The sequence below is a fragment of the Piscinibacter sp. HJYY11 genome (genome assembly GCF_016735515.1).
GTDB lineage: Bacteria > Pseudomonadota > Gammaproteobacteria > Burkholderiales > Burkholderiaceae_C > Rhizobacter.
Map to the genome: position 1 here is coordinate 4,110,546 of NZ_JAERQZ010000001.1, position 21,432 is coordinate 4,131,977.

Sequence of the window (21,432 nt, forward strand, 5' to 3'; positions counted from 1 at the left end):
GGGTGCGGATGTACAGGTCCGGAAATGGCATGTCAGCAGGCTTGCAGCTTTCGACACTGCGGACTCCTCAACACACGTGGGAGCACACATGAAGGCATTGCAAGACAAGGTGGCATTGGTGACCGGCGCGAGCTCGGGCATCGGGCTCGCGACGGCGCGGCTCTTCGCACGCGAAGGCGCGAAGCTGGTGGTGGCGGCGCGGCGGCAGGCGCAGTTGAACGCGCTGGTCGACCGCATCGTCACCGAGGGTGGCGACGCCGTCGCACTGGCGGGGGATGTGCGAGACGAGGCGTACGCGCAGGCGCTCGTCGAGCTCGCGACCCAGCGCTACGGCGGCCTCGACATCGCGTTCAACAATGCCGGCACCTTGGGTGAAGTGGCGCCGATGCCGCAGCTCACACGCGAGGCCTGGCAGCACACGCTCGAAGCGAACCTCACGAGCGCCTTCCTCGGCGCGCGGCACCAGGTCCCGGCGATGGTGAAGCGGGGCGGCGGCTCGCTGATCTTCACCTCGAGCTTTGTCGGCCACACCGTCGGCTTCCCGGGCCTGGCGGCGTATGCGGCGGCCAAGGCGGGCTTGATCGCGCTCGCGCAGGTGACGGCAGCCGAGTTCGGCGCGCAGCGCATCCGTGCCAACGCGTTGCTGCCCGGCGGCACCGACACGCCCATGGCCGCACCGCTCGTCGGCACGCCTGAGGCGCGCGCGGCACTGTCGAGCCTCTTCGCGCTCAAGCGCATCGCGGCGCCGGAGGAGATCGCGCAGGCGGCGCTGTTCCTGGCGAGCGATGCATCGTCGTTCGTCACCGGCACCGCGCTGCTGGCCGACGGTGGGGTGTCGATCAACCGCAGTTGAGGTTTGGGGCGGCCGGACTTCTTGCTTTACTTTTCGTAGCGGCGCCACTAGAGTGGCTGCTATGAAAACAGAAGCAAGGAGCTTCCAATGACGGTCGCCACAGCACGCATCGCCCCCGCGGCGCCACCCTTCCCGCCCGAGGTCCAGGCCGCCATCGACCGCATCATGCCGCCCGGCATGCCGCCGCTGGTGCTCTTCACCACGCTGGCACGCGATCCGCGGCTCTTCGGCAAGTTCTTCGCCGGCGGCTTGCTCGACCGTGGCCACCTCACGCTGCGCCAGCGCGAGCTTGTGATCCATCGCACCACGGCGCTGTGCGGCTCGGAGTACGAGTGGGGCGTGCACGTGCGCGGCTTCGCCGCCAAGGCCGGGCTCGACGGTGCGCAGCTCGCCTCGACCGTGCATGGCAGTGCCGACGACGCCTGCTGGAGCGACGAGGACCGCGTGCTGATCCGCCTGTGCGACGCACTGCACCACGGCTGCGAGGTCGACGATGCGCTGTGGGCCTCGCTGCGCGCCCGGTTCAGCGAGCCGGCGTGCCTGGAGCTCTTGATGCTGTGTGGCTTCTACCGCACGGTCGCCTACCTGACCAACGCGCTGCGCCTGCCGCTCGAGGCCGGTGCTGCGCGCTTTCCCGAGGGTGAGTGATCCATCCTCCCTTGTTCTAAGGAGGTGAAAGAGCGCTCCCGCACGAGGCGCCATGAGAACATCCGAGCCTCATGGAGCCCATCACCGTCGCCCTGGTCGAAGACGATGCCCGCGTGCGCGAGCGCTTCCAGCGCGTCATCGCCGCGGAGCCCACCTTGCGCCTGCTGCATGCCGCCGGCACCGCGCAGGAGCTGCTGACCTGGTTTGCCGAAAACGCGGTCGACGTGCTGCTCGTCGACCTGGGCCTGCCCGACACGCCCGGCCTGGAGGTGATCCGCCAGGCGCGGCGCATGCAGCCGGCCTGTGCGGTGATGGTGATCACGATGTTTGCCGACGAGGCCAACATGCTGCAGGCCTTCGAGGCCGGCGCCGGTGGCTACCTGCTGAAAGACGGTACCGAGGCCGACCTTGCGGCGCACGTGCTGAGCCTGCATGGCGGCGGCTCGCCGATGTCGCCCATCATCGCCCGCCAGCTGCTCGTGCGCTGGCAGGCCAGCGCACCACCGACGGCGCCCCGCGTGGGCGTGCCGGTGGCGCTGTCGAAGCGCGAATCGGAAGTGCTCGACCTTATCGCCCGCGGCTTCATCTACCCCGAGATCGCCCAGCAGATGGGCCTGTCGGTCAGCACCATCCAGACCCACGTGCGCAACATCTACGGCAAGCTCGACGTGCACAACAAGACCGAGGCCGTGTTCGAGGCGCGGCAGCTGGGGCTTCTTCGCGGTTGATGGTGCGCAAGGGATGATGCGCGCCCTGTTCGTGTGGCTGGGCCTCTGCCTGGCGCTGTGCGCCGCACCTGCTGCCGCGGCCGACACCGTGATCACGCTCGACCGCGCCCAGGCCAGCCTGCACCCCGACGGCCTGAAGCCGCGCGATGGCGAGGTCGACCTCGCGCGCCGCTGGGACATCGACTTCCCGGGCCGCGACGGCCGCGCCACCTATCGGCTGGCCTTGCCGCCCCGCGCGCACGAGGAGCCGATGGCGCTGCTCTTCTCGCGCGTGGGCAACCAGGTGCTGGTGCAGGTCAACGGGGTGACGGTGCAGCGCCTGGGCACGCTGGGCGATCCGCTCTTCAATGCGGCGAAGACGCCCTACCTCGTCAGCGTGCCCGCATCGCTGCTGCACGCCGACCGACCCAACGAGTTGCGGGTCGACGTGACCATCCAGCGCCAGCGCTGGGGCGGCCTGTCGCTGGTGCTCTACGGCACGCAGGCGGCGGTGGAACCGCTCTACGACCAGCAGCGGCGCTGGCGCCATTTTTCGGCGGTGATCTTTGCGGTGAGCCTCACCGTGATGGGCGGGCTGGCCGGCGTGCTGTGGTGGCGCCAGCGTGACCCGCTGTATGGCTGCTTCAGTGCGGCGGCCTTCCTCGGCGTCGTGCGCAACCTCGACCAGGTCTGGCCCGACGTGCCGGTGTGGTGGCCGCTCTGGGGGGGCATCGCGGGGGTGGCGTACATCTGCCACCTGGCGCTGATCTGCCGCTTCGCGCTGCTGGCGCTTGGCGCTGCGCCGGCGTGGACAGGGCGTGCCATCTACTTCGTGATGGGGCTTGCCTCGGTGCTGTCGATCGCCTCGTTTGCGCTCGCGAAGCCGATGCTCTACACCGCCGGGCTGGCCCTGCTGGTGCCGGTGGGCCTGACCACGCTCGCAATCATCGTGCGTGCGGCCTTCCAAGGGCGGGGTCGCTTCGGCTGGCTGCTCGTGGTGGCGGCGGTCATCGCGGTGGGCGCCGGCATCTACGACCTGAGCTTCGTGCGCTTCAGCCACTCGACCGGCCTGCGCAACAACCTCACCCCGCACGCGATCTTCCTCTTCGTGCTGATCATGGCGGGGCTGGTGGCCGAGCGCTACAGCCGCTCGGTGGCCGATTACCGTGCACTCAATGCCAACCTCGCGCAGCGTGTCGCCGAGCGCGAGCAGCAACTGCACCAGGCCTTCGGCGACCTGCAGAAGCAGCAGCAGGAGCAAGCCGTGCTCACCGAGCGCCAGCGCATCATGCGCGAGATCCACGATGGCGTGGGCTCGCAGCTGGTGGGCCTCTTGAGCATGGTCGGCCAGCGAAACACCGACCCGCAGGTGCTGGAAGAGCACGTGAAGCAGGCGCTCGACGAGATGCGCATGGCCGTCGACTCCCTCCAGCCGGTGCATGGGGACCTGGTGGCGGTGCTGGCGACCTTGCGCTATCGCCTCCAACCGCGCCTGGCCGCTGCGGGCGTGCAGGTGCGCTGGGACGTGTCGCAACTGCCGACCCTGCCGCAGCTGTCACCGCAGTCGGTGCTGCAGGTGCAGCGCATCCTGCTCGAAGGGTTCACGAATGTGCTGAAGCATGCGCGCGCCACCGAGGTGGCGGTGCAGGCGCAATTAGTCGAGGCCGAGGAGGGCGCCGCGATCGAGCTCTCGCTGACCGACAACGGCGTGGGCCTGCCGGAGCAGCGCGAAGGGGCCGGTCATGGGGTGTCCAACATGCAATCGCGTGCGACCAGCATCGGGGCGCTGTTGCGTGTGGAGCCGGGCGTGGAGGGCGGCACGGCGGTGGTGCTGCACTGGCCGCTGCAGGCGGCCGGCAGGGCCTGAGCGCCCGTTGGTGGGCCGGTCGGGCTGACGAAGCCCAGCGAGGACTTGCCGGTACCGGCCGACAAGCCCTCGCCGCTTCCCCCTCTACCTCACACGTACCAGGCCGGACCGGACGGCCCATCATTCGCGTGAGCCGATCTCGACCTGCCTCGCACGTGCTCTCCCTTGCACTTCTCTTGGCGTGACAGCGATGTATCGGCGCTGATCCTAGTGACGCGGGTCCCAACGGTCTTGAACGTTTCGGCCTGCGCCGCCCGGCGGGGTGCTGCGCCCGATGAGCGACGCTTCCATCGGCACTGCGGGTGTGAAGCCCCCATAGCGACGGAATTCACGGTTCATGTGGGCCTGGTCGCTGTAGCCGGCTTCTGCGGCCACCTCGCTCGGGCGTGCGCCGGGTTCGCGCATCAGCATCATGGCGCGGTGAAAGCGCACGATGCTCGCAAGGCTGCGCAAGGGCACGCCCACCGCTTCGAGCACTTCGCGCCGCAGCGCACGCTCGGAGACACCGAGTTGCCGGCACAGCAGCTTGAGGTCCGGCCGCTGCGGTGCACTGCGCAGCAGGCGCACGGCCTCGGCAGCGAGCACTTGCCCGGGAGTCGTGCGCGCCTGCTGCAGCAGCTCCCGTGCGGTCGACACCAGCATCTGCTTGAGCTCGATGAGACTGCGGCAACGCTTCAGGCGATCAGCATGCAGCGGGAGCAGCGCGTCGGCCTCGTCGTGCAGAAGTTCACGGTCGCGCAGCAGCTTGGGTGAGATGCCGAGGCACGCGCCGGCCCACCCCAGCTTGAATCGCAGGCCGAGCAGGCCGGTGCCGGCCTGGGCGGGCACACCGCGCACGTCGAGCGTCGGGCCGGCGATCACGAGGCGGGGGCGCGAGATGGTGTCGTGGTCGGCTTCGAGGTGGAAGCGCACCACGATGTCGGTGCGACCGTCGGGCAGCACCCGCTGCAGATCGGGGCCGCTCGCGACGAAGACCCACAGCGCTTCCACACGCTCCGCATCCAGGCCGTCGAGCGGCAGCTCGGTGTAGGGAATCAGGGGAGGCTGGGGCACGGGGACACTCGCGAGACTGCTGCAAAAAGTGTATGAACGTGCGCTTCGCGGCCCCATCCCCCTTGCTGGGGTGAGTGACTGCGCCCCGCAAAAGAAAAGGGCCGCGTGAGCGGCCCCTTGCTTTCGGTATGGCGGAGACCTTACTTGAGGCCCGCCGCTGCACGCAGGGCAGCAGCCTTGTCGGTCTTTTCCCACGAAAACTCCGGCTCCTCACGGCCGAAGTGGCCGTAGGCAGCGGTCTTCTCGTAGACCGGGCGCAGCAGGTCCAGCATCTGGATGATGCCCTTCGGGCGCAGGTCGAAGTGCTCGTTGACGAGCGCGGCGATCTTGTCGTCGGAGATCACGCCGGTACCTTCGGTGTAGACCGTCACGTTCATCGGCTTGGCCACGCCGATGGCGTAGGCGACCTGGATCTGGCACTGGCGCGCCAGGCCGGCGGCGACCACGTTCTTTGCCACGTAGCGTGCGGCGTAGGCGGCCGAGCGGTCGACCTTCGACGGGTCCTTGCCCGAGAAGGCGCCGCCACCGTGCGGGCAGGCGCCGCCGTAGGTGTCGACGATGATCTTGCGGCCGGTCAGGCCGCAGTCGCCCTGCGGGCCGCCGATGACGAAGCGGCCGGTCGGGTTGACCAGGTACTTGGTCTCCTTCAGCCACTCCTTGGGCAGCACGGGCTTGATGATCTCTTCGATGATCGCCTCGTAGAAGCTGGGCTTCAGCTTGGTGGCGCTCTCGCTCTGGTCGGGGCTGTGCTGCGTCGACAGCACGACGGTGTCGATCGAGTGCGGCTTGCCGTCGACGTAGCGCATGGTGACCTGGCTCTTCGCGTCGGGGCGCAGGAAGGGCAGGCGGCCGTCTTTCCGCAGCTGGGCCTGGCGCTCCACGAGGCGGTGGGCGTAGTAGATCGGCGCGGGCATCAGCACCGGCGTCTCGTCGCAGGCGTAGCCGAACATCAGGCCCTGGTCGCCGGCACCGATGTTGAGGTAGTCGTCGGAGGCGTGGTCGACGCCCTGGGCGATGTCGTTCGACTGCTTGTCGTAGGCCACGAGCACCGCGCAGCCCTTGTAGTCGATGCCGTACTCGGTGTTGTCGTAGCCGATGCGCTTGATCGTGTCGCGCGCGACCTGGATGTAGTCGACGTGCGCGTTGGTCGTGATCTCGCCGGCCAGCACCACGAGGCCGGTGTTGGTGAGGGTTTCGGCGGCGACGCGGCTCTTCGGGTCCTGCTTGAAGATGGCGTCGAGGATGGCGTCGGAGATCTGGTCGGCGACCTTGTCGGGGTGGCCTTCGGAGACAGATTCAGACGTGAAGAGGAAGTCGTTGGACACTCTTTAAACTCCAGTTGGTTGCAGATTGCGTTGCCGGGCTGGTGTTCAGAGAGCGGCGAACGCTTTAGCAGGATTTTTGGATCGCCCCGCAAGTTGTTCAGTAACTCGGCGATGGCGCTGATTATAAGAAGCAGATGCTCACGCTTTTCCGTTGTTTTGCGGGTTTGCCTCTCGCATTGCTTCACATTCTCGGCACCCTGATGGGCTGGCTGACCTATGGCCTGTCGCCCACCTACCGCCGGCGCATGGCGGCCAATGGCGCCCAGGCCGGGCTGCAACCGGCCCAGTGGAAGCCGGCCATTGCCTCCGCCGGGCGCATGGTCATGGAGCTGCCGTACCTCTGGATGCGGCGGCCCGACGACCCCATCCTCCCGCGCGTGCGCTTCGAGAACGAAGCCCTGCTGGACGCGGCGCTGGCCCGAGGCAAGGGCGTGCTGCTGCTCACGCCGCACATGGGGTCCTTCGAAGTGGCGGCGCAGGCGATTGCCGAACGCTTCGGTGCCACCCGCCCGATTACCGTTCTCTATCGGCCGGCCCGCAAGCCTTGGCTGCGCGAGTTGGTGAAGACCTCGCGGGAGCGGCCCCAGCTCTTCGCCGCACCGGCCTCGCTCGCCGGCGTGCGCCAGATGATCCGTGCCTTGCGCAAGGGCGAGATGGTGGGCCTGCTGCCCGACCAAGTGCCGCCCGAAGGCATGGGCGTGTGGGCGCCTTTCTTCGGGCGCCCGGCCTACACCATGACGCTTGCCACCCGCCTCGTGCAGCAGACCGGCGCCGAGCTGCTGCTGACGTGGGTGGAGCGGCTGCCGCATGGCCGTGGCTACGTGCAGCGCTTCTTTCCCTTCCCCGAGCCGCTGCCCGCGGATGGCGCAGAATCCGCCGCCGCCATCAACCGTGCGATGGAAGGCTTGATCCGCCAGTGCCCGCAGCAGTACCTGTGGGGCTACCACCGCTACAAGGCGCCTCGGGCCCAGGCCGCCGCCGGCGCCGATTCAGAGGAGTGACACCACGTGGCCGCAACCTGGGGGGCTCGTCTGCTGCTGGCGGTGATGTGGTGCCTGCACCTGTTGCCGCTGTCGTGGCTGGCCGCGGTCGGCAATGGCATGGGGCGGCTGCTGTATGTGCTGGCCGGTGCGCGCCGGCGCGTGGCGCTGCGCAACCTGGAGCTGTGCTTTCCCGAGAAGACGCCGGCTGAGCGGCAGCACCTGGCGCGCGAGCACTTCCGCTGGCTGGGCCGCAGCATCCTCGAGCGCAGCCTCCTGTGGTTCGCACCGGCCGAGCGGCTCAAGGCGATGATCCATGTCGAAGGCGACGTGAAGCTCGCCGAACGCAGCGAACGCCCGGTGATGTGGCTGGTGCCGCACTTCATGGGGCTCGACGTGGCCGGCGTGGCGGTGCTGCTGTTCCAGGACCAGTACGCCTGTTCGATGTACCAGGCCCAGAGCAATCCGGTGATGGACGACATCATCCGCAAGGGTCGCCTGCGCTTCGGCGACAAGGCCGATATCTTCCCGCGCAGCGACAAGGCGCTGCCGCTCATCCGCGCCATCCGCAAGGGCCACGCCTTCTTCAACCTGCCCGACATGGACTTCGGCGAGCGTGACGCCGCCTTCGTGCCCTTCTTCGGCGTGCCGGCGGCCACGCTGCTGGCACCGTCGCGCATGGCGAAGGCGCTGAACATGGTGGTGCAGCCGGTGGTGGCCGAGATGCTGCCGGGCGGGCAGGGCTACAAGGTGCGCTTCGGCGACCCGTTGCCGGATTTCCCCACCGACGATGCGGAAGCCGACACCGCCGCGATGAACCGCTGGATCGAAAGCGAGATCCGCCGCAACCCGGCGCAGTATTTGTGGGTGCACAAGCGATTCAAGACCAGGCCAGCGGGCGAACCGTCGTTGTACTGACGAGGGCTTTTCGCAAAGCGGCCGGATAATCGGGAGATGCAACTCCGGTTCACCAAGATGCAAGGCGCGGGCAACGACTTCGTCGTGCTCGATGCCACGCAACAGCCGCTCGACCTGACGCCCGAGCAGTACCGCCAACTCGGCGACCGCCGCTTCGGCGTGGGGGCCGACCAGATCCTCGTCGTCGAGAAGAGCCGCACCCCGGGCGTGGACTTCCGTTACCGCATCTTCAACGGCGGCAGTGGCGACGAGGTCGAGCAATGCGGCAATGGCGCGCGCTGCTTCGTGCGCTTCGTGCGCGACCGCGGCCTCACCGACAAGAAGGTGATCCGTGTCGACACCATGAACACGCTGCTCGAGCTGCGCCTGCAGGACGACGGCCGCGTGACAGTCGACATGGGCGCGCCGATCTTCGAGCACGCGCAGATTCCGTTCGACCCACAGGGCGCCACGTCGCGCCGGCAGGGCGACTTCGAGCTCTGGCCACTCGACGTGGGCGATGGCGTGGTCGACGAAGTGGCCGTGCTCTCGATGGGCAACCCGCACGCGGTGCAGGTCGTGGCCGACGTGGATCACGCGCCGGTCGAGGTCCACGGCCCCCTGGTCGAGGCCGACCCGCATTTCCCGCGCCAGGTCAACGCCGGCTTCATGCAGGTGGTGAGCCGCAGCCATATCCGCCTGCGCGTCTACGAGCGCGGGGCCGGCGAAACGCTTGCCTGCGGCACCGGCGCCTGTGCCGCCGTCGTGGCCGGCATCCGCCTCGGCCTGCTCGATGCGCGTGTCGACGTGGAAGCGCGCGGTGGCCGGCTCACCATTGAATGGCAGGGCGGCACGTCACCCGTGCTGATGACCGGCCCGGCCGTCACCGTTTTCGAAGGAGAAATTTCGCTGTGAGCATCCAAGGCATCACCGAGCAGGACATCGCCAACTACCTCGCCAACACACCGGGCTTCTTCGAGCGCCATGCCGAGCTGCTGGCGACCATCCAGATCATGAGCCCGCACGGGCAGCGCGCCGTCTCGCTGCAGGAGCGGCAGATGGAGATGCTGCGCGAGAAGCACCGCGGGCTGGAGCAGCGCATCGTCGAGATGATCCGCCACGGCCAGGAAAACGTGGCCATCGCCGACAAGCTGCACAAGTGGACGCGCGCCATCATGCTCACCACGAACCCGGGTGACCTCCCCGGCGTGCTGGTCAGCGAGTTGAAGCACCAGTTCCTGATCCCGCAGGCGGCCATCCGCGTGTGGGGCGCGGCCGAGGCGTTCAGCATGCTCGGCTTCGCCAAGCCGGTGAGCGAGGACGCGCGCAGTTTCGCGTCGAGCCTCAGCCTGCCGTACTGCGGCGTCAATGCCGGCTTCGAAGCCGCCTCGTGGCTGGAAGACCCCCGCTCGGTGGCGTCGATGGCGCTGGTGCCGCTGCACCACGGCGGCGTGCCCGAGGCCTTCGGCCTGCTGGTGCTGGCCTCGCCCGACCCCACGCGCTACAGCGCCGACATGGGCACCGAGTTCCTGGTGCGCATCGGCGAGATCGCGAGCGCCGGCCTCGCGCGCCTGTTGCCGGTCACCTGAGCGCCATGACTGAAGCCGCCAGCCTGGACGAGGACCTGCGGCGGCATCTTGTTCACCTCGAAGTCGAGCGGCGGCTGGCTCAGCGCACGCTCACGCTCTATCAAGATGCGCTGCAGCGCCTGCAGGCGTTTGCGGCCGAAGCGAAGCTCGCGTCACCGCGCGTGGCGCAGGTGCACCACGTGCGCCGCTGGGCCGCGCAGCTGCATGCGAAGGGGCTGGCCTCGCGCAGCATCGCGCTCATCCTGTCGGCCTGGCGCGGCTACTACCGCTGGGCGGGTCGCGAGGGGCTCGTCTCGCTGAACCCGGTGGAAGGCGTGCGCGCGCCCAAGGCGGCCAAGCCCTTGCCGAAGGCGCTGTCGGTCGACCATGCCGTGGCGCTCGCCGAGCAGGCCGACGAACACAGCGACCCGGCGCTGGCCGCACGCGACCACTGCATCGTCGAGCTGCTGTATGGCTGTGGCCTGCGCGTCGGCGAGCTGGTCGCGCTCGACGTGCAACCGAGCGCCGAGGCGGCGGGCTGGATCGACGCCGCCGACGCCGCGGCCCATGTGCTGGGCAAGGGCCGCAAGCGGCGCAGCGTGCCCGTCGGCGGGCCGGCGCTTGCGGCCTTGCGGGCCTGGCTCGAACAGCGCGCCACGATGGCGGCGCAGGGTGAGCCGGCGCTCTTCGTCAGTCAGCGCGGCACACGGCTCACCGCGAGCCAGGTGCGTTCACGGCTGAAGACACGCGCACTGCAAGCCGGCCTGCCCACGCATGTGCACCCCCACATGCTGCGGCATTCGTTCGCGTCGCATCTGTTGCAGTCCAGCGGTGACCTGCGCGCCGTGCAGGAGCTGCTGGGCCACGCCAACATCTCGACCACCCAGGTCTACACCAAGCTCGACTTTCAGCACCTCGCAAAGGTGTACGACGCCGCCCACCCTCGGGCAAAAAAACGGCCCCCCAGTCGCTGACGCTCCTGCCCCCGAGGGGCGCCACCCATCGGGCCGGCGGAGCCGGACCCTCGGGCGTTGTTCGATCTTGCCTCGCTGCCCTTGCAATTACTACGCATGCGGAATAATATAGTCCGCATGCGTAGCAAATGGATGTGCGGCTCGTGAAACCACGTCTTTTCCACCTGGTCGCGCAAGCGCGCCAGAACCTGTTCCGTTCGGCCGACCGGGTGTTCAGCACCGGGCTCGAGGTGTCGGGCACGCAGGTCGTGGCGCTGTTCGCCATCCAGTCGGAAGAGGGTTGCCAGTTGAAGGACCTGACGGCGCAACTGCAACTCAAGAACTCGGCCATCACCGGGCTCGTCAGTCGCATGGAAGAGAACGGTCTGATCGAGCGCCGGCCCTGCGAGCAGGACGGGCGCTCGAGCCGCCTCTACCTGTCCGACAAGGGCCGCGAGGTGGTGGCGCAGGCCCAGCCCCTGCTCGCACGCGTGAACGCCCAGCTCACCAAGGGGTTCACCAACGACGAACTCGCGGTCGTCGCGCGCTTTCTCCAACACGCCGCGTCCATCAACTTCAGCACGGAGTCCACGAAATGAGCCAGAACCTCGCCCTCTTCCAGCAACTCGGCCCCGAGGCTTTCTCCGCCGCCATCGGCAACGTGGCGCCGTACTTCGCCAGCATCGAGCCGCAGTTCATCGAGCTGCGCAAGGGCTTTGCCGAAGTGCGCGTCCGCAACCAGCGGAAGGTGCACAACCACATCGGCACGGTACACGCCATCGCGCTGTGCAACGGTGCCGAGCTCGTGGCGGGCACCTGCACCGATGTGTCGATTCCGCAGGGTGCGCGCTGGCTGCCCATCGGCATGACGGTGCAGTACCTGGCCAAGGCCAAGACCGACATCCGCGTGGTGACCGAGGCCGACGGCGTCGACTGGTCGAAGCCCGGCAACATCGAGGTGCCGGTGGCGGCCTATGACACCGAAGGCACCAAGGTGTTCAATGCGGTGATCACGATGAACGTCAAGCACTGAAGATGGCAACCGCCATCGGGCGCGACAATCGCGCCCATGAAAGTCATCACCCTGCGAGAAGGCAAGGAGCGCTCGCTGCAGAAGCGCCACCCCTGGGTCTTCGAGAGCAGCCTCCATTCCGGCAAGGCCGACCCCGGCGAGACGGTGCGCGTGAATGCACGCGACGGCAAGTTCCTCGCGTGGGCGGCCTTCAGCCCGCAGTCGCAGATCCGCGTGCGGGCGTGGAGCTTCGACGAGGCCGAGCGCATCGAGGCGGCCTTCTTCGAGCGCCGCATCCGCAAGGCGATCGACATCCGCGCGCGCCTGCCGATCGCAAGCGACGCGGTGCGGCTCATCCATGGCGAAGCCGATGGCCTGCCGGGGCTCATCGTCGACCGCTATGGCGACACGCTGTGCGCGCAGTTCCTGAGTGCCGGCGCCGAGCGCTGGAAGAAGACGCTCGCCGATCACCTGCTCGCGATCACCGGTCTCACCAAGCTCTACGAGCGCAGTGACGCCAGCAGCCGCGGCCTCGAGGGCCTGCCTGAAGTGACCGGCTGGCTGCGCGGCGAGGGCGAGACCGAGCTCACCATCCGCGAACACGACTGGCAGCTCACCCTCGACGTGGCCGAGGGCCACAAGACCGGCTACTACCTCGACCAGCGCGACAGCCGCAAGCTCTTCGCCGACACCGTGCGCCACTTCGGCTGCGAGCGCGTGCTCAATTGCTACAGCTACACCGGCGGCTTCAGCGTGGCCGCCCTCGCCGGCGGCGCCACGCAGGTGACGAGCGTCGACTCTTCGGCCCCGGCGCTCGCTCGCGCCACGCGCCACGTGGCGCTGAACGGCTTCGACCCCTCGCGCCACACCGCCCTCGATGCCGACGTGAACCAGACGCTGCGTGACGCCCTCAAGCGCGGCGAGCGTTTCGACGCCATCGTGCTCGACCCGCCGAAGTTCGCTCCGACCGTGAGCCATGCCGAGCGTGCGGCGCGGGCCTACAAGGACATCAACCGCCTCGCCTTCCAGCTGCTGGCGCCGGGCGGGCTGCTCTTCACCTATTCGTGCTCGGGCGGCATCAGCGCCGATCTCTTCCACAAGATCGTGGCGGGCGCAGGCCTGGATGCGAACGTCGACGGCCTCGTCTACGCCCGCACCGGCGCGGCGCCCGACCACCCGATGACGGTCACCTTCCCCGAGGGGGAGTACCTCAAGGGGCTCGTCGTCATCAGGACCGCGTAGCCGGCCGAGGCAGCCCCACCGAGGGCTCGAACTTCGCGCGGTGCACGCTGAAGAAGGCCTTCACGTTGCGCACGTTGGCGTCTTGCGTGAAGAGGCGCTGCACCAGCGCGTGATAGCCCGCCATGTCGGGCACCTGCATCACGAGCATGAAGTCGGGTCCGGGCGAGACGCGGTAGCACTGCTGCACCGAGGCATCGCCCACCGCACGGGCCTCAAAGGCGGCCAGATGCTCCGCCCCTTGGCGATCGAGCGTCACCTCCGCCAGCACGGTGAGCCCGCCGAGGCGCTCGCCGGAGAGGATCGCCACGCGCCGCTCGATCACCCCCGCATCGACCAGCCGCCGCACCCGGCGCAGGCAGGTGGCCGGAGAAGTGTGCGCGGCAGCGGCCAGGTCCTGGTTGGACAACGAGGCGTCCCGCTGCACGAGGTCCAGGAGCCGCAGGTCGGTCTCATCGAGCTCAAGACTGGCTTTTTCTTGCATTGAGTGACAACATTTGCCGCGAAAAATTCACTGATTCACACCCATGGTGGATTATTTCGATTCAAGTCGAATATCGCAAGCATCTGCCGCGTTGGCCTTCCTACTATCCGGCCATCCCTTTCTTTCCAGGAAGCTCACCATGTGTGGCATCGTCGGCGCCGTCAGCACCAAGAACATCGTCCCCATCCTCATCGAGGGCCTGAAGCGGCTGGAATACCGGGGCTATGACTCCTGCGGCGTGGCCGTGCACCAGGGCGGCGAGCTTCGCCGGGCCCGCAGCACCGCCCGGGTCGCCGAGCTCGACGCCCGCGTGGCCGAAGACAAGATCGAAAGCGGCACCGGCATCGCCCACACCCGCTGGGCCACGCACGGCGCGCCCGCCGAGCACAACGCCCACCCGCATTTCTCGCCCGGCCCGCAAGCCAAGCAGGGCACCGACCAGAGCGGCGTCACGGCCGTCGGCCGCATCGCACTCGTCCACAACGGCATCATCGAAAACCACGACGAGCTGCGCAACGAGCTCAAGACCCGCGGCTATGTCTTCGACAGCCAGACCGACACCGAGGTCATCGCCCACCTGGTCGACCACCTGTACGAAGGCGACCTGCTCGCCGCCGTGCAGCAGGCCACGCTGCGGCTGCGTGGCGCGTACGCCATCGCCGTGTTCTGCCGCGACGAGCCGCATCGCGTGATCGGCGCACGCGAAGGCTCGCCGCTGGTGCTGGGCGTGGGGGCCGGTGATCGCAAGGGCGACTTCTTCCTCGCCTCCGACGCGATGGCGCTCGCTGGCGTCACCGACCAGATCACCTACCTCGAGGAAGGCGACGTGGTCGACCTGCAACTCGGCAAGGTGTGGATCACCGCGCGCTCGCACGGCGGCGTGATGTTCAAGACGGTCGAACGCGAGGTGCGCACGGTGCACGTGCACACCGGCGCCGCCGAGCTCGGGCCCTACCGTCACTACATGCAGAAGGAAATCTTCGAGCAGCCGCGCGCCATCGCCGACACGCTCGACGCGGTGGAGGCAATCACGCCCGAGCTCTTCGGCGACGGCGCCTACCGTGTCTTCAAGGACGTGGACAGCGTGCTCATCCTCGCCTGCGGCACCAGCTACTACAGCGGCTCGGTGGCCAAGTACTGGCTGGAAAGCATCGCGAAGATCCCGACCAGCGTGGAGATCGCGAGCGAGTACCGCTACCGCGACAGCGTGCCGGACCCGCGCACGCTCGTCGTCACCATCACGCAGAGCGGCGAGACTGCCGACACGCTCGCGGCGCTCAAGCATGCGCGCAACCTCGGCATGAAGCACACGCTGACCGTCTGCAACGTGGCCACGAGCGCGATGGTGCGTGAATGCGAGCTGGCCTACATCACCCGCGCCGGCGCCGAGATCGGCGTGGCCTCGACCAAGGCCTTCAGCACGCAGCTGGTGGGGCTCTTCCTGCTCACGCTCGCCCTGGCACAGGTGCGCGGGCACCTGAGCGAACAGCAGGAGCTGTCGCACCTGAAGGCGCTGCGCCACCTGCCGCTGGCGGTGCAGGCGGTGCTCGCGCTCGAGCCGCAGGTCATTGCCTGGTCGGAGGTGTTCGCCCGCAAGGAAAACGCACTCTTCCTCGGCCGCGGCCTGCACTACCCCATTGCGTTGGAAGGTGCGCTCAAGCTGAAGGAGATCAGCTACATCCATGCCGAGGCCTACCCGGCCGGCGAACTGAAGCACGGGCCGCTCGCCCTCGTCACGGCGGAGATGCCGGTGGTGACGGTGGCGCCCAACGACGCACTGCTCGAGAAGCTCAAGAGCAACCTGCAGGAAGTGCGCGCGCGCGGCGGTGAGCTCTTCGTCTTTGCCGACGCCGACACCCACATCGAGAGCGGCGAAGGCGTGCAGGTCATCCGCATGCCCGAGCACTACGGCGTGCTGTCGCCCATCCTGCACGTGGTACCGCTGCAGCTGCTCGCGTATCACACCGCCTGCGCACGTGGCACCGACGTCGACAAGCCGCGCAACCTGGCCAAGAGCGTGACGGTGGAGTGACCACACGAGGCCATGCCCCTATTGCAGTTTTCTCGGCTCGCAGACACTCTCCGCGCTGTTCGAAAGGCGCACTGACGGAGGTGCTTCGCGATGGGACAGGTGGCCCGTGTCTTTGTCATCGATCTGCGTCCGCTGATCCGGGACGGCTTGAAGGCCCGCTTGTTCACAGGCGCTGGCCTGGTCGTCTCGGGAGAAGCGGAAGACCTCGATGACGCCACGCAGCGCTTGTCCGATGCGGTGGCCGACGTCTACCTCGTCGATGCGGCATGCTGCAGCGGCAGCCACGGCGAGCTGGCGTCGTTTGTCGAGCGGGTGGCTCCGGCCGCCGTTCTCGTGCTGACGGACAAGCTCTCCACCACCGACTTCCAGGAGTTCATCAGCGCGGGCGCCAAGGGTGTCATGCGCAAGGATGCGCCCGTCGACGAACTGCTGGCCGCCGTGTCGACCGTGTTTGGCGGGGGTGCGTATTTCGGGGACGACATCCACGCGGGCCCTGCATCCCGCAGCGACTTCAGCGTTGAACTGTCGCCGAGAGAGCTGGAGGTGATCCGCCTGGTGGGGCAGGGCTTGCCGAGCAAGCTGATTGCCAAACAACTCGGGTTGAGCGTGCGGACGGTGGAGTCGCATCGGCTCAACGCCAAGAAAAAGTTGCGACTGAGAACCAACGGCGAGCTCATCAAGTTCGCCGTGGAAAAAGCCCAGTCCGATGGCCAAGGGAAGACGCTGGATCACCGGCTCGACTCCCGGTAAAACCAGTACGTGCTGTCGCTGACCGGGGCTGCGTAGTCAGACGGTAGAGCCTCGCGCCGCCGATCCCGACACTGGGCGCCAGACAACTTCGGCCGCTTGCCGCGGCCGCAACGTGCATGGCAGCAACCATCGTCATCGTGCCCGACATGGGCGGAACCGACCGCCGCCATTGGCTCATGCATTGGCGGTCGAACTATCCCGACCTGATGCGTGTCGCGGACTACGACGCCGGCGATGCCACCTGCAGGAACTGGGTGCGCGGCATCGAGGATGCCGTGGCGAGTGCCGGCCCGCGGACATCGCTGGTGGCCCACGGCCTCGGCTGCCTGGCGGTGGCGCATTGGGCGGCGCAGACGTACCGACCGATCGAAGCGGCGATGCTGGTGTCGATTCCCGACCTCGCCGCCAAGCCGTTTTCGCAGCGCCGGCTCAACGGGTTCTCGCCCGTGCCCAGGGTCGTACTTCCGTTTCGAACGCTGATCGTCGCGTCTGCGGAGGACGGGGCGTACGAGCACGCCATGGCGCATGCAGACGACTGGGACGCCACGCTGGTCCTCGTCGACAGCATCTCGCATCACACGGCTCCGAAGGCCCGGCACACCTGGGACGAAGGGCTCAGCCTGTTGTGGAACCTGGTCGACCCGGTGCTGACGCCTTAGGCGATGGGAATTGCTGCGCTGCGATTCGAGTGCATTTCTCACAAGGCGTGATCCGGGCGCTCCGTACAACTACTGAATTTCCCTCGCCGGCAATCAAGCATGGTGTTTGATCACCGATATGGGAAGTGTTGTCGCTCGTTCTTACCTAGGAGATTGATATGAACAGCAAACGATTCTTCTTTGCCGCGATGTTCGCCGTGGGCCTGGTGGTGTCCAACGTGCACGCCCAGACCTCCGGGACCAAGGAGGAGGCCAAGGCCATGGTGGATGCCGCCGTCGACCACGTGAAGAAGGTGGGTCCGGAGAAAGCCTTCAAGGATTTCACGTCCGATGCGGCGTGGAAGAAGAAGGACCTGTACGTGATGGCCTACGACAACAAGGGCACGGTGGTGGGCCATGGTGCCAACGAAAAGCTCATCGGCAAGAACCTGATCGAGATGAAGGACCCGAACGGCGTCATGGTGGTGGCCGAGCTCACCAAGACCGCGACGACGAAGGGCGAGGGCTGGGTCGACTACTCGTGGCCGCATCCTCAGACCAAGAAGCTCGAAGACAAGTCGACCTACGTGCGCAAGCTCGCCAATTTCGAGGGTTGGGTGGGCGTCGGCATCTACCGCTGACTCCCTGAACCGTCCACGACTCCTGCGGTGCCGAGATGAACCTCCTGAAGAACGCAAGCATCGGGACCAAGGTGGCGATCGCGCCGGTGTTCGCGATCCTCTGCCTGATCAGCGTCGCCGCGGTGAGTCTGTGGGGAAGCCTGAGTGGCTCCAGGACATTGGGCGAGATCCACCAGTACCGCATCCCGGGCTTGTCCGTCGCGGCCGACGTCGAGAAGCGAATCTCGACGCTCGACGCCAAGGTGAACCAAAGCCTCGTCTGGGAAGGTGCCGGTGCCAAGGCGGCCACCATCGCCACCCTGGACAAGCAGATCGCGGCCGACTTTGCCGAGCTGAACACCTTCATCGACGACCAGCAGAAGAGCGAGGTGTGGTCGGCGGCCGACAAGGCGATGTGGAAAGAGGTCGCGGCGGAGTTTGCCAAGTACCGCAAGAGCGCGGCCGACACGCTCGACATCAAGTCGACGGGTCTGGGCGCGGCCTCCGGCTTCATCACCTTGAGCGAGTCGAGCTATCGCAAGCTGCACGCCCACATCGGGCAGATCGTGCAGCAGCAACGCAACCTGACCAAGACCGGTGTCCATGACGCCGAGGCCTTGGCGCTGCGGCACCAGATGGTGACGATCGTCACCGTGCTCGTGGCCGGGCTGCTGTCCGCCTTGGCCACCTGGTGGTGCTGGCGCCTCATCGTGGGCCCGCTGCGGCAAGCCTCGAGCATCGCCGCGGCCGTCGCGCACGGCGATCTCGAGACGCCTCAGGTCGACGCTGGCACTGATGAAACCGGCCGGCTGCTCCTGGCCTTGTGCGACGTCACCCAATCGCTGGGCACCATCGTCCGGGGCATCAACACGGCCGCCGCGGACATCGACTCGGTGTCGGACGAGATCGCCAAGGGCAACCGCCACCTGGCCGCGCGCACCGAGCAGGCGGGTTCCTCGCTCGCGGAAACCGCCGCCTCGATCGAACAGATCACGGCGTCGGTCCAGATGAGTGCCGGCAATGCGAAGGAGGCCGACGTGCTGGCGCGCGAAGCCTCCGGCTATGCACGCGACGGCGGTGCAATCGTCGAAGAGGCGGTGGCCAGCATCGAAGAGATCAGCGCGCAGTCGCGTCGCATCAGCGAAATCGTCGGCGTCATCGACAGCATCGCGTTCCAGACCAACATCCTCGCGCTCAATGCCTCGGTCGAGGCCGCCCGGGCCGGCGACCTCGGGCGCGGCTTTGCCGTCGTGGCCGATGAGGTGAGAACGCTGGCGCAGCGCAGCGCGAAGGCCGCGAAAGAGATCCGCGAGCTGATCACGAGCTCCGTGGCGCAGATCGGCGCCGGTGCGGAGAAGGTGCGCACCGCCGGTGGCGCGATGGGGCGCATCGTCGACTCGATCGAGCGCGTCTCGGTCGTGGTGAAGGAGATCTCCTCGGCCAGTGCCGAGCAGGCCGCCGGCATCGAGCAGATCAGCACCGCCATCGGCGAGCTCGACCACGCAACCCAGCAGAATGGCGCGATGGTTCAGGCCGCGAGCGACGCGGCCGAGTCGCTCAAGACGCAGAGCCGGCAACTGCTGACCGCGGTGTCCGCATTCCGGGTGGCCGGGAGCGCGCCGGCCCCGACGGTCCAGCCCGGCGAACCGGCGATGACCCGAGCTTTGCACGCGGCCTGAACAGGGGCCGGATCGTCCACGGGCCAGGAGGGCGCTGTGAAACAGATGATGCCTCTGAAGACGAAGATCGTCCTGCTCGCGGTGCTGCCGTTGATCGCGACCATCCTGCTGATCGCGTTCACCGTGCGGCACCAGGAGCGGGAACTGGCGCAGCGCCAGCGGGCCTTGGTGGAAGAGGCCTACATGCAGACGAAGCAGAACGAGCTGCGCCACTACGTCGAGCTCGCGCTGAGCACGATCAAGCCTCTGTACGAGTCTGGCCGCAACGACGAGGCGACCCGGCAGGAGGCGATGCGGCTCCTCGCCGCCATGGACTACGGCCAGGACGGCTACTTCTTCCTGTACGACATGCGGGGCATCAACCTGATGCACGCGCGCCAGCAAGACCTCATCGGCAAGAACCTGTGGGAGCTGCGGGACCCGAGCGGCCTGCTGGTGATCCAGGAGCTGATCGCGAAAGCGAAATCGGGCGGTGGCTTCGTTCGCTACATGTGGGAGAAGCCCTCCACCAAGCAGGTCGCGCCCAAGCTCGGCTACGTCGTGGGCCTGGACCGCTGGGAATGGATGTTCGGCACCGGCTTGTACCTGGACGACATCGAAGGCACGATGGCCGAGATCGACCGCCAGGTCACCTCATCGGTCGCCGAGACCTTGCTGCTGATCACCGGCATCGCCTTGCTGGGGGTGGCGGTCATCGGCATCTGCGGAATGATCCTCAACCTCAGCGAGCACAAGATCGCCTACGGCAAGTTGCGCCTGCTGACGCACCAGGTCGTGCAATCGCAGGAAGACGAGCGCGCGCACCTGTCACGCGAGCTCCACGACGGCACCAGCCAGACCCTGGTGTCCGTCAAGCTGCTCGTCGAGTCGGGCATCGACCAGCTCGAGGCCGAAGGCGTGGTCCCGCCCCGGCCCTTCTCCAAGTCGGTCGGGCGGCTCAACGACGCGCTGAACGAGGTGCGCCGCATCTCGCACCGGCTGCGCCCGCCCATGCTGGACACGCTGGGAGTCGTGGCAGCCTTGCGTCACCTCGTCGACGAGTTCAACCACCTCGGGGGCATGGCATGCTCGATGGTGGTGGAAGGCGAGCCCTTCGAGCTGCCGGTCGATGCGAAGACGATCCTCTTCCGCGTGGCGCAGGAGGCGATCACCAATGCCAGCAAGCATGCCTTCGCGACCCACCTCGAAGTCCTGCTGGAGTTTGCCGACGGCGGGGTTCGGCTCTCGGTGCGTGACGACGGCACCGGGTTCGACACCAATGCCGTGCAGCAGCACCCGAGCAACGGCATCGGGTTGCGCAACATGCGCGAACGGCTCCAGTCCGTCGGGGGGCAGTGCAACATCTCGTCGAGGCCGGGCTTCACGGTCGTGGATGCACGCATGCCCCTGGAGGTGCTGGACCGCATAAGAAATACCGTGGAGACAGAATGACAACGGCCAATCCGCACACAGCCCATCCGCTCATCCGACTGTGCATCGTCGACGACCATCCGCTGGTTCGCGAGGGCCTGAAGGCCCGCCTGTCGACGGTCGCCGAATTCGAAGTCATGGCCGAGGCAGAAGATGCCGACGCCGCCCTGGCCATGCTGGCCGAGCACCAGCCCGACATCGTGCTGATGGACATCGGCATGAAAGCCGTCAACGGGATCGAGCTCACGAGGATCGTGGCGCAGCGGCACCCGGAGGTGGCCGTGCTCATCCTGAGCATGTACGACAACCCCGAGTACGTGGCGCAGGCGATGCAGGCCGGCGCGCGGGGGTACGTGCTGAAGGATTCACCTTCGGCGCAGATCATCAGTGCGATCCAGTCGGTGGCATCGGGTGGCACCTTCTTCAGCCCGGCCATCGCCAACGGCCTCTTCTCCCCCAAGAGCCCCGAGCGCTGCCTGTCGATGCGCGAGCAGGAGATTCTTTCGCTGCTGGCGCGCGGACTGTCGAGCAAGCACATCGCCAAGCAGCTCGACATCAGCGTGCGCACGGTCGAGTCGCATCGGCAGAGCATCAAGCGCAAGCTGAACATCGACGGCCAGGCGGAGCTCATCAAGTTCGCGGTGGAACGCTTTCGCCTGTGACGGCGAATCTGTAACTCCCGGGGGCTTCGAGAAGTAGTCCACACGGCCGAAGCCC

General features: G+C 67.5%; 22 protein-coding genes. 19 read left to right on the top strand and 3 right to left on the bottom strand.

The genetic code is table 11. From position 1 onward, the window contains the following. Positions 1–88: 88 nt before the first annotated feature. From JI745_RS19280 to JI745_RS19295, 4 genes are all read left to right on the top strand, one after another. Positions 89–853 (top strand): SDR family oxidoreductase, encoded by a 765-nt coding sequence (locus JI745_RS19280; protein ID WP_201810735.1) that lies wholly within the window; start codon positions 89–91, stop codon positions 851–853. A gap of 87 nt (positions 854–940) precedes the next feature. Continuing rightward, positions 941–1,501 (top strand): carboxymuconolactone decarboxylase family protein, encoded by a 561-nt coding sequence (locus tag JI745_RS19285; RefSeq protein WP_201810738.1) that lies wholly within the window; start codon positions 941–943, stop codon positions 1,499–1,501. A 71-nt stretch (positions 1,502–1,572) separates the two neighbouring features. Then, positions 1,573–2,229, top strand: coding sequence for a response regulator transcription factor (locus tag JI745_RS19290; RefSeq protein WP_201810741.1), 657 nt, complete (start codon positions 1,573–1,575; stop codon positions 2,227–2,229). Positions 2,230–2,242: 13 nt separating this feature from the next. Further along, on the top strand, positions 2,243–4,075 hold the full coding sequence (locus JI745_RS19295; RefSeq protein WP_201810743.1) for an ATP-binding protein: 1,833 nt from the start codon (positions 2,243–2,245) through the stop codon (positions 4,073–4,075). Between the two features lie 207 nt (positions 4,076–4,282). Here JI745_RS19295 and JI745_RS26815 read toward each other — a convergent pair whose 3' ends face one another. Both JI745_RS26815 and metK read right to left on the bottom strand, forming a co-directional pair. Further along, on the bottom strand, positions 4,283–5,128 hold the full coding sequence (locus JI745_RS26815) for an AraC family transcriptional regulator (RefSeq protein WP_201810745.1): 846 nt from the start codon (positions 5,126–5,128) through the stop codon (positions 4,283–4,285). A gap of 140 nt (positions 5,129–5,268) precedes the next feature. After that, positions 5,269–6,453, bottom strand: a complete 1,185-nt coding sequence (metK, locus tag JI745_RS19305) for a methionine adenosyltransferase (RefSeq protein ID WP_201810747.1) — start codon at positions 6,451–6,453, stop codon at positions 5,269–5,271. A gap of 134 nt (positions 6,454–6,587) precedes the next feature. Here metK and JI745_RS19310 point away from each other — a divergent pair, with 134 nt between their 5' ends. The 8 genes from JI745_RS19310 (at position 6,588) to JI745_RS19345 (ending at position 13,105) form a co-directional block, all read left to right on the top strand. Continuing rightward, positions 6,588–7,454 carry a lysophospholipid acyltransferase family protein gene (locus tag JI745_RS19310; protein ID WP_201810750.1) on the top strand — a complete coding sequence of 289 codons (867 nt, stop codon included), beginning with the start codon at positions 6,588–6,590 and terminating at the stop codon, positions 7,452–7,454. A 6-nt stretch (positions 7,455–7,460) separates the two neighbouring features. Continuing rightward, positions 7,461–8,351: a lipid A biosynthesis acyltransferase gene (locus tag JI745_RS19315; protein WP_310738703.1), complete on the top strand. Its 891-nt coding sequence runs from the start codon at positions 7,461–7,463 to the stop codon at positions 8,349–8,351. Positions 8,352–8,387: 36 nt separating this feature from the next. Further along, the gene (gene dapF / locus JI745_RS19320; RefSeq protein WP_201810752.1) at positions 8,388–9,245 is read left to right on the top strand and encodes a diaminopimelate epimerase; all 858 of its coding nucleotides are present in this window, start codon (positions 8,388–8,390) and stop codon (positions 9,243–9,245) included. Beyond that, positions 9,242–9,919: a DUF484 family protein gene (locus JI745_RS19325; protein ID WP_310738704.1), complete on the top strand. Its 678-nt coding sequence runs from the start codon at positions 9,242–9,244 to the stop codon at positions 9,917–9,919. Before dapF ends, JI745_RS19325 begins: the two co-directional genes overlap by 4 nt. 5 nt (positions 9,920–9,924) lie before the next feature. Continuing rightward, the gene (gene xerC, locus JI745_RS19330) at positions 9,925–10,872 is read left to right on the top strand and encodes a tyrosine recombinase XerC (RefSeq protein ID WP_201810758.1); all 948 of its coding nucleotides are present in this window, start codon (positions 9,925–9,927) and stop codon (positions 10,870–10,872) included. A gap of 143 nt (positions 10,873–11,015) precedes the next feature. Beyond that, the gene (locus tag JI745_RS19335) at positions 11,016–11,450 is read left to right on the top strand and encodes a MarR family winged helix-turn-helix transcriptional regulator (protein ID WP_201810761.1); all 435 of its coding nucleotides are present in this window, start codon (positions 11,016–11,018) and stop codon (positions 11,448–11,450) included. Further along, positions 11,447–11,884 (top strand): hotdog fold domain-containing protein, encoded by a 438-nt coding sequence (locus tag JI745_RS19340; RefSeq protein ID WP_201810764.1) that lies wholly within the window; start codon positions 11,447–11,449, stop codon positions 11,882–11,884. Before JI745_RS19335 ends, JI745_RS19340 begins: the two co-directional genes overlap by 4 nt. 36 nt (positions 11,885–11,920) lie before the next feature. After that, positions 11,921–13,105: a class I SAM-dependent rRNA methyltransferase gene (locus tag JI745_RS19345; RefSeq protein WP_201810768.1), complete on the top strand. Its 1,185-nt coding sequence runs from the start codon at positions 11,921–11,923 to the stop codon at positions 13,103–13,105. Here JI745_RS19345 and JI745_RS19350 read toward each other — a convergent pair. Further along, on the bottom strand, positions 13,092–13,586 hold the full coding sequence (locus JI745_RS19350; protein WP_201810771.1) for an Lrp/AsnC family transcriptional regulator: 495 nt from the start codon (positions 13,584–13,586) through the stop codon (positions 13,092–13,094). The genes JI745_RS19345 and JI745_RS19350 overlap by 14 nt on opposite strands. A 139-nt stretch (positions 13,587–13,725) precedes the next feature. Between JI745_RS19350 and glmS the strand changes: the two genes are divergently transcribed. The 7 genes from glmS to JI745_RS19385 all read left to right on the top strand — a co-directional run bounded on the left by glmS (position 13,726) and on the right by JI745_RS19385 (position 21,377). Then, entirely contained in the window at positions 13,726–15,618 is a 1,893-nt protein-coding gene (gene glmS, locus JI745_RS19355; protein ID WP_201810774.1) for a glutamine--fructose-6-phosphate transaminase (isomerizing), read from the top strand. A 90-nt stretch (positions 15,619–15,708) separates the two neighbouring features. Next, complete coding sequence (locus JI745_RS19360; RefSeq protein ID WP_201810777.1) at positions 15,709–16,368, top strand: response regulator transcription factor; 660 nt, start codon at positions 15,709–15,711, stop codon at positions 16,366–16,368. 116 nt (positions 16,369–16,484) lie between these two features. Continuing rightward, entirely contained in the window at positions 16,485–17,027 is a 543-nt protein-coding gene (locus JI745_RS19365) for an alpha/beta hydrolase (RefSeq protein WP_201810780.1), read from the top strand. 158 nt (positions 17,028–17,185) lie between these two features. Beyond that, on the top strand, positions 17,186–17,647 hold the full coding sequence (locus JI745_RS19370; RefSeq protein ID WP_201810783.1) for a cache domain-containing protein: 462 nt from the start codon (positions 17,186–17,188) through the stop codon (positions 17,645–17,647). Positions 17,648–17,682: 35 nt separating this feature from the next. Further along, positions 17,683–19,305, top strand: coding sequence for a methyl-accepting chemotaxis protein (locus JI745_RS19375; protein WP_201810785.1), 1,623 nt, complete (start codon positions 17,683–17,685; stop codon positions 19,303–19,305). A gap of 48 nt (positions 19,306–19,353) precedes the next feature. After that, entirely contained in the window at positions 19,354–20,736 is a 1,383-nt protein-coding gene (locus JI745_RS19380) for a cache domain-containing protein (protein WP_201810787.1), read from the top strand. After that, positions 20,733–21,377: a response regulator transcription factor gene (locus JI745_RS19385; protein ID WP_201810789.1), complete on the top strand. Its 645-nt coding sequence runs from the start codon at positions 20,733–20,735 to the stop codon at positions 21,375–21,377. The genes JI745_RS19380 and JI745_RS19385 overlap by 4 nt, the downstream gene beginning before the upstream one ends. Positions 21,378–21,432: the final 55 nt, after the last annotated feature.

Excerpts from the sequence above, each read along its gene's own strand:
- JI745_RS19280 (WP_201810735.1), top strand. The coding sequence starts at position 89 with ATGAAGGCATTGCAAGACAAGGTGGCATTGGTGACCGGCGCGAGCTCG.
- JI745_RS19285 (WP_201810738.1), top strand. The coding sequence starts at position 941 with ATGACGGTCGCCACAGCACGCATCGCCCCCGCGGCGCCACCCTTCCCG.
- JI745_RS19290 (WP_201810741.1), top strand. The coding sequence starts at position 1,573 with ATGGAGCCCATCACCGTCGCCCTGGTCGAAGACGATGCCCGCGTGCGC.
- JI745_RS19295 (WP_201810743.1), top strand. The coding sequence starts at position 2,243 with ATGATGCGCGCCCTGTTCGTGTGGCTGGGCCTCTGCCTGGCGCTGTGC.
- JI745_RS19310 (WP_201810750.1), top strand. The coding sequence starts at position 6,588 with ATGCTCACGCTTTTCCGTTGTTTTGCGGGTTTGCCTCTCGCATTGCTT.
- dapF (WP_201810752.1), top strand. The coding sequence starts at position 8,388 with ATGCAACTCCGGTTCACCAAGATGCAAGGCGCGGGCAACGACTTCGTC.
- xerC (WP_201810758.1), top strand. The coding sequence starts at position 9,925 with ATGACTGAAGCCGCCAGCCTGGACGAGGACCTGCGGCGGCATCTTGTT.
- JI745_RS19340 (WP_201810764.1), top strand. The coding sequence starts at position 11,447 with ATGAGCCAGAACCTCGCCCTCTTCCAGCAACTCGGCCCCGAGGCTTTC.
- JI745_RS19345 (WP_201810768.1), top strand. The coding sequence starts at position 11,921 with ATGAAAGTCATCACCCTGCGAGAAGGCAAGGAGCGCTCGCTGCAGAAG.
- JI745_RS19350 (WP_201810771.1), bottom strand. The coding sequence starts at position 13,586 with ATGCAAGAAAAAGCCAGTCTTGAGCTCGATGAGACCGACCTGCGGCTC.
- glmS (WP_201810774.1), top strand. The coding sequence starts at position 13,726 with ATGTGTGGCATCGTCGGCGCCGTCAGCACCAAGAACATCGTCCCCATC.
- JI745_RS19360 (WP_201810777.1), top strand. The coding sequence starts at position 15,709 with ATGGGACAGGTGGCCCGTGTCTTTGTCATCGATCTGCGTCCGCTGATC.
- JI745_RS19365 (WP_201810780.1), top strand. The coding sequence starts at position 16,485 with ATGGCAGCAACCATCGTCATCGTGCCCGACATGGGCGGAACCGACCGC.
- JI745_RS19370 (WP_201810783.1), top strand. The coding sequence starts at position 17,186 with ATGAACAGCAAACGATTCTTCTTTGCCGCGATGTTCGCCGTGGGCCTG.
- JI745_RS19375 (WP_201810785.1), top strand. The coding sequence starts at position 17,683 with ATGAACCTCCTGAAGAACGCAAGCATCGGGACCAAGGTGGCGATCGCG.
- JI745_RS19380 (WP_201810787.1), top strand. The coding sequence starts at position 19,354 with ATGCCTCTGAAGACGAAGATCGTCCTGCTCGCGGTGCTGCCGTTGATC.
- JI745_RS19385 (WP_201810789.1), top strand. The coding sequence starts at position 20,733 with ATGACAACGGCCAATCCGCACACAGCCCATCCGCTCATCCGACTGTGC.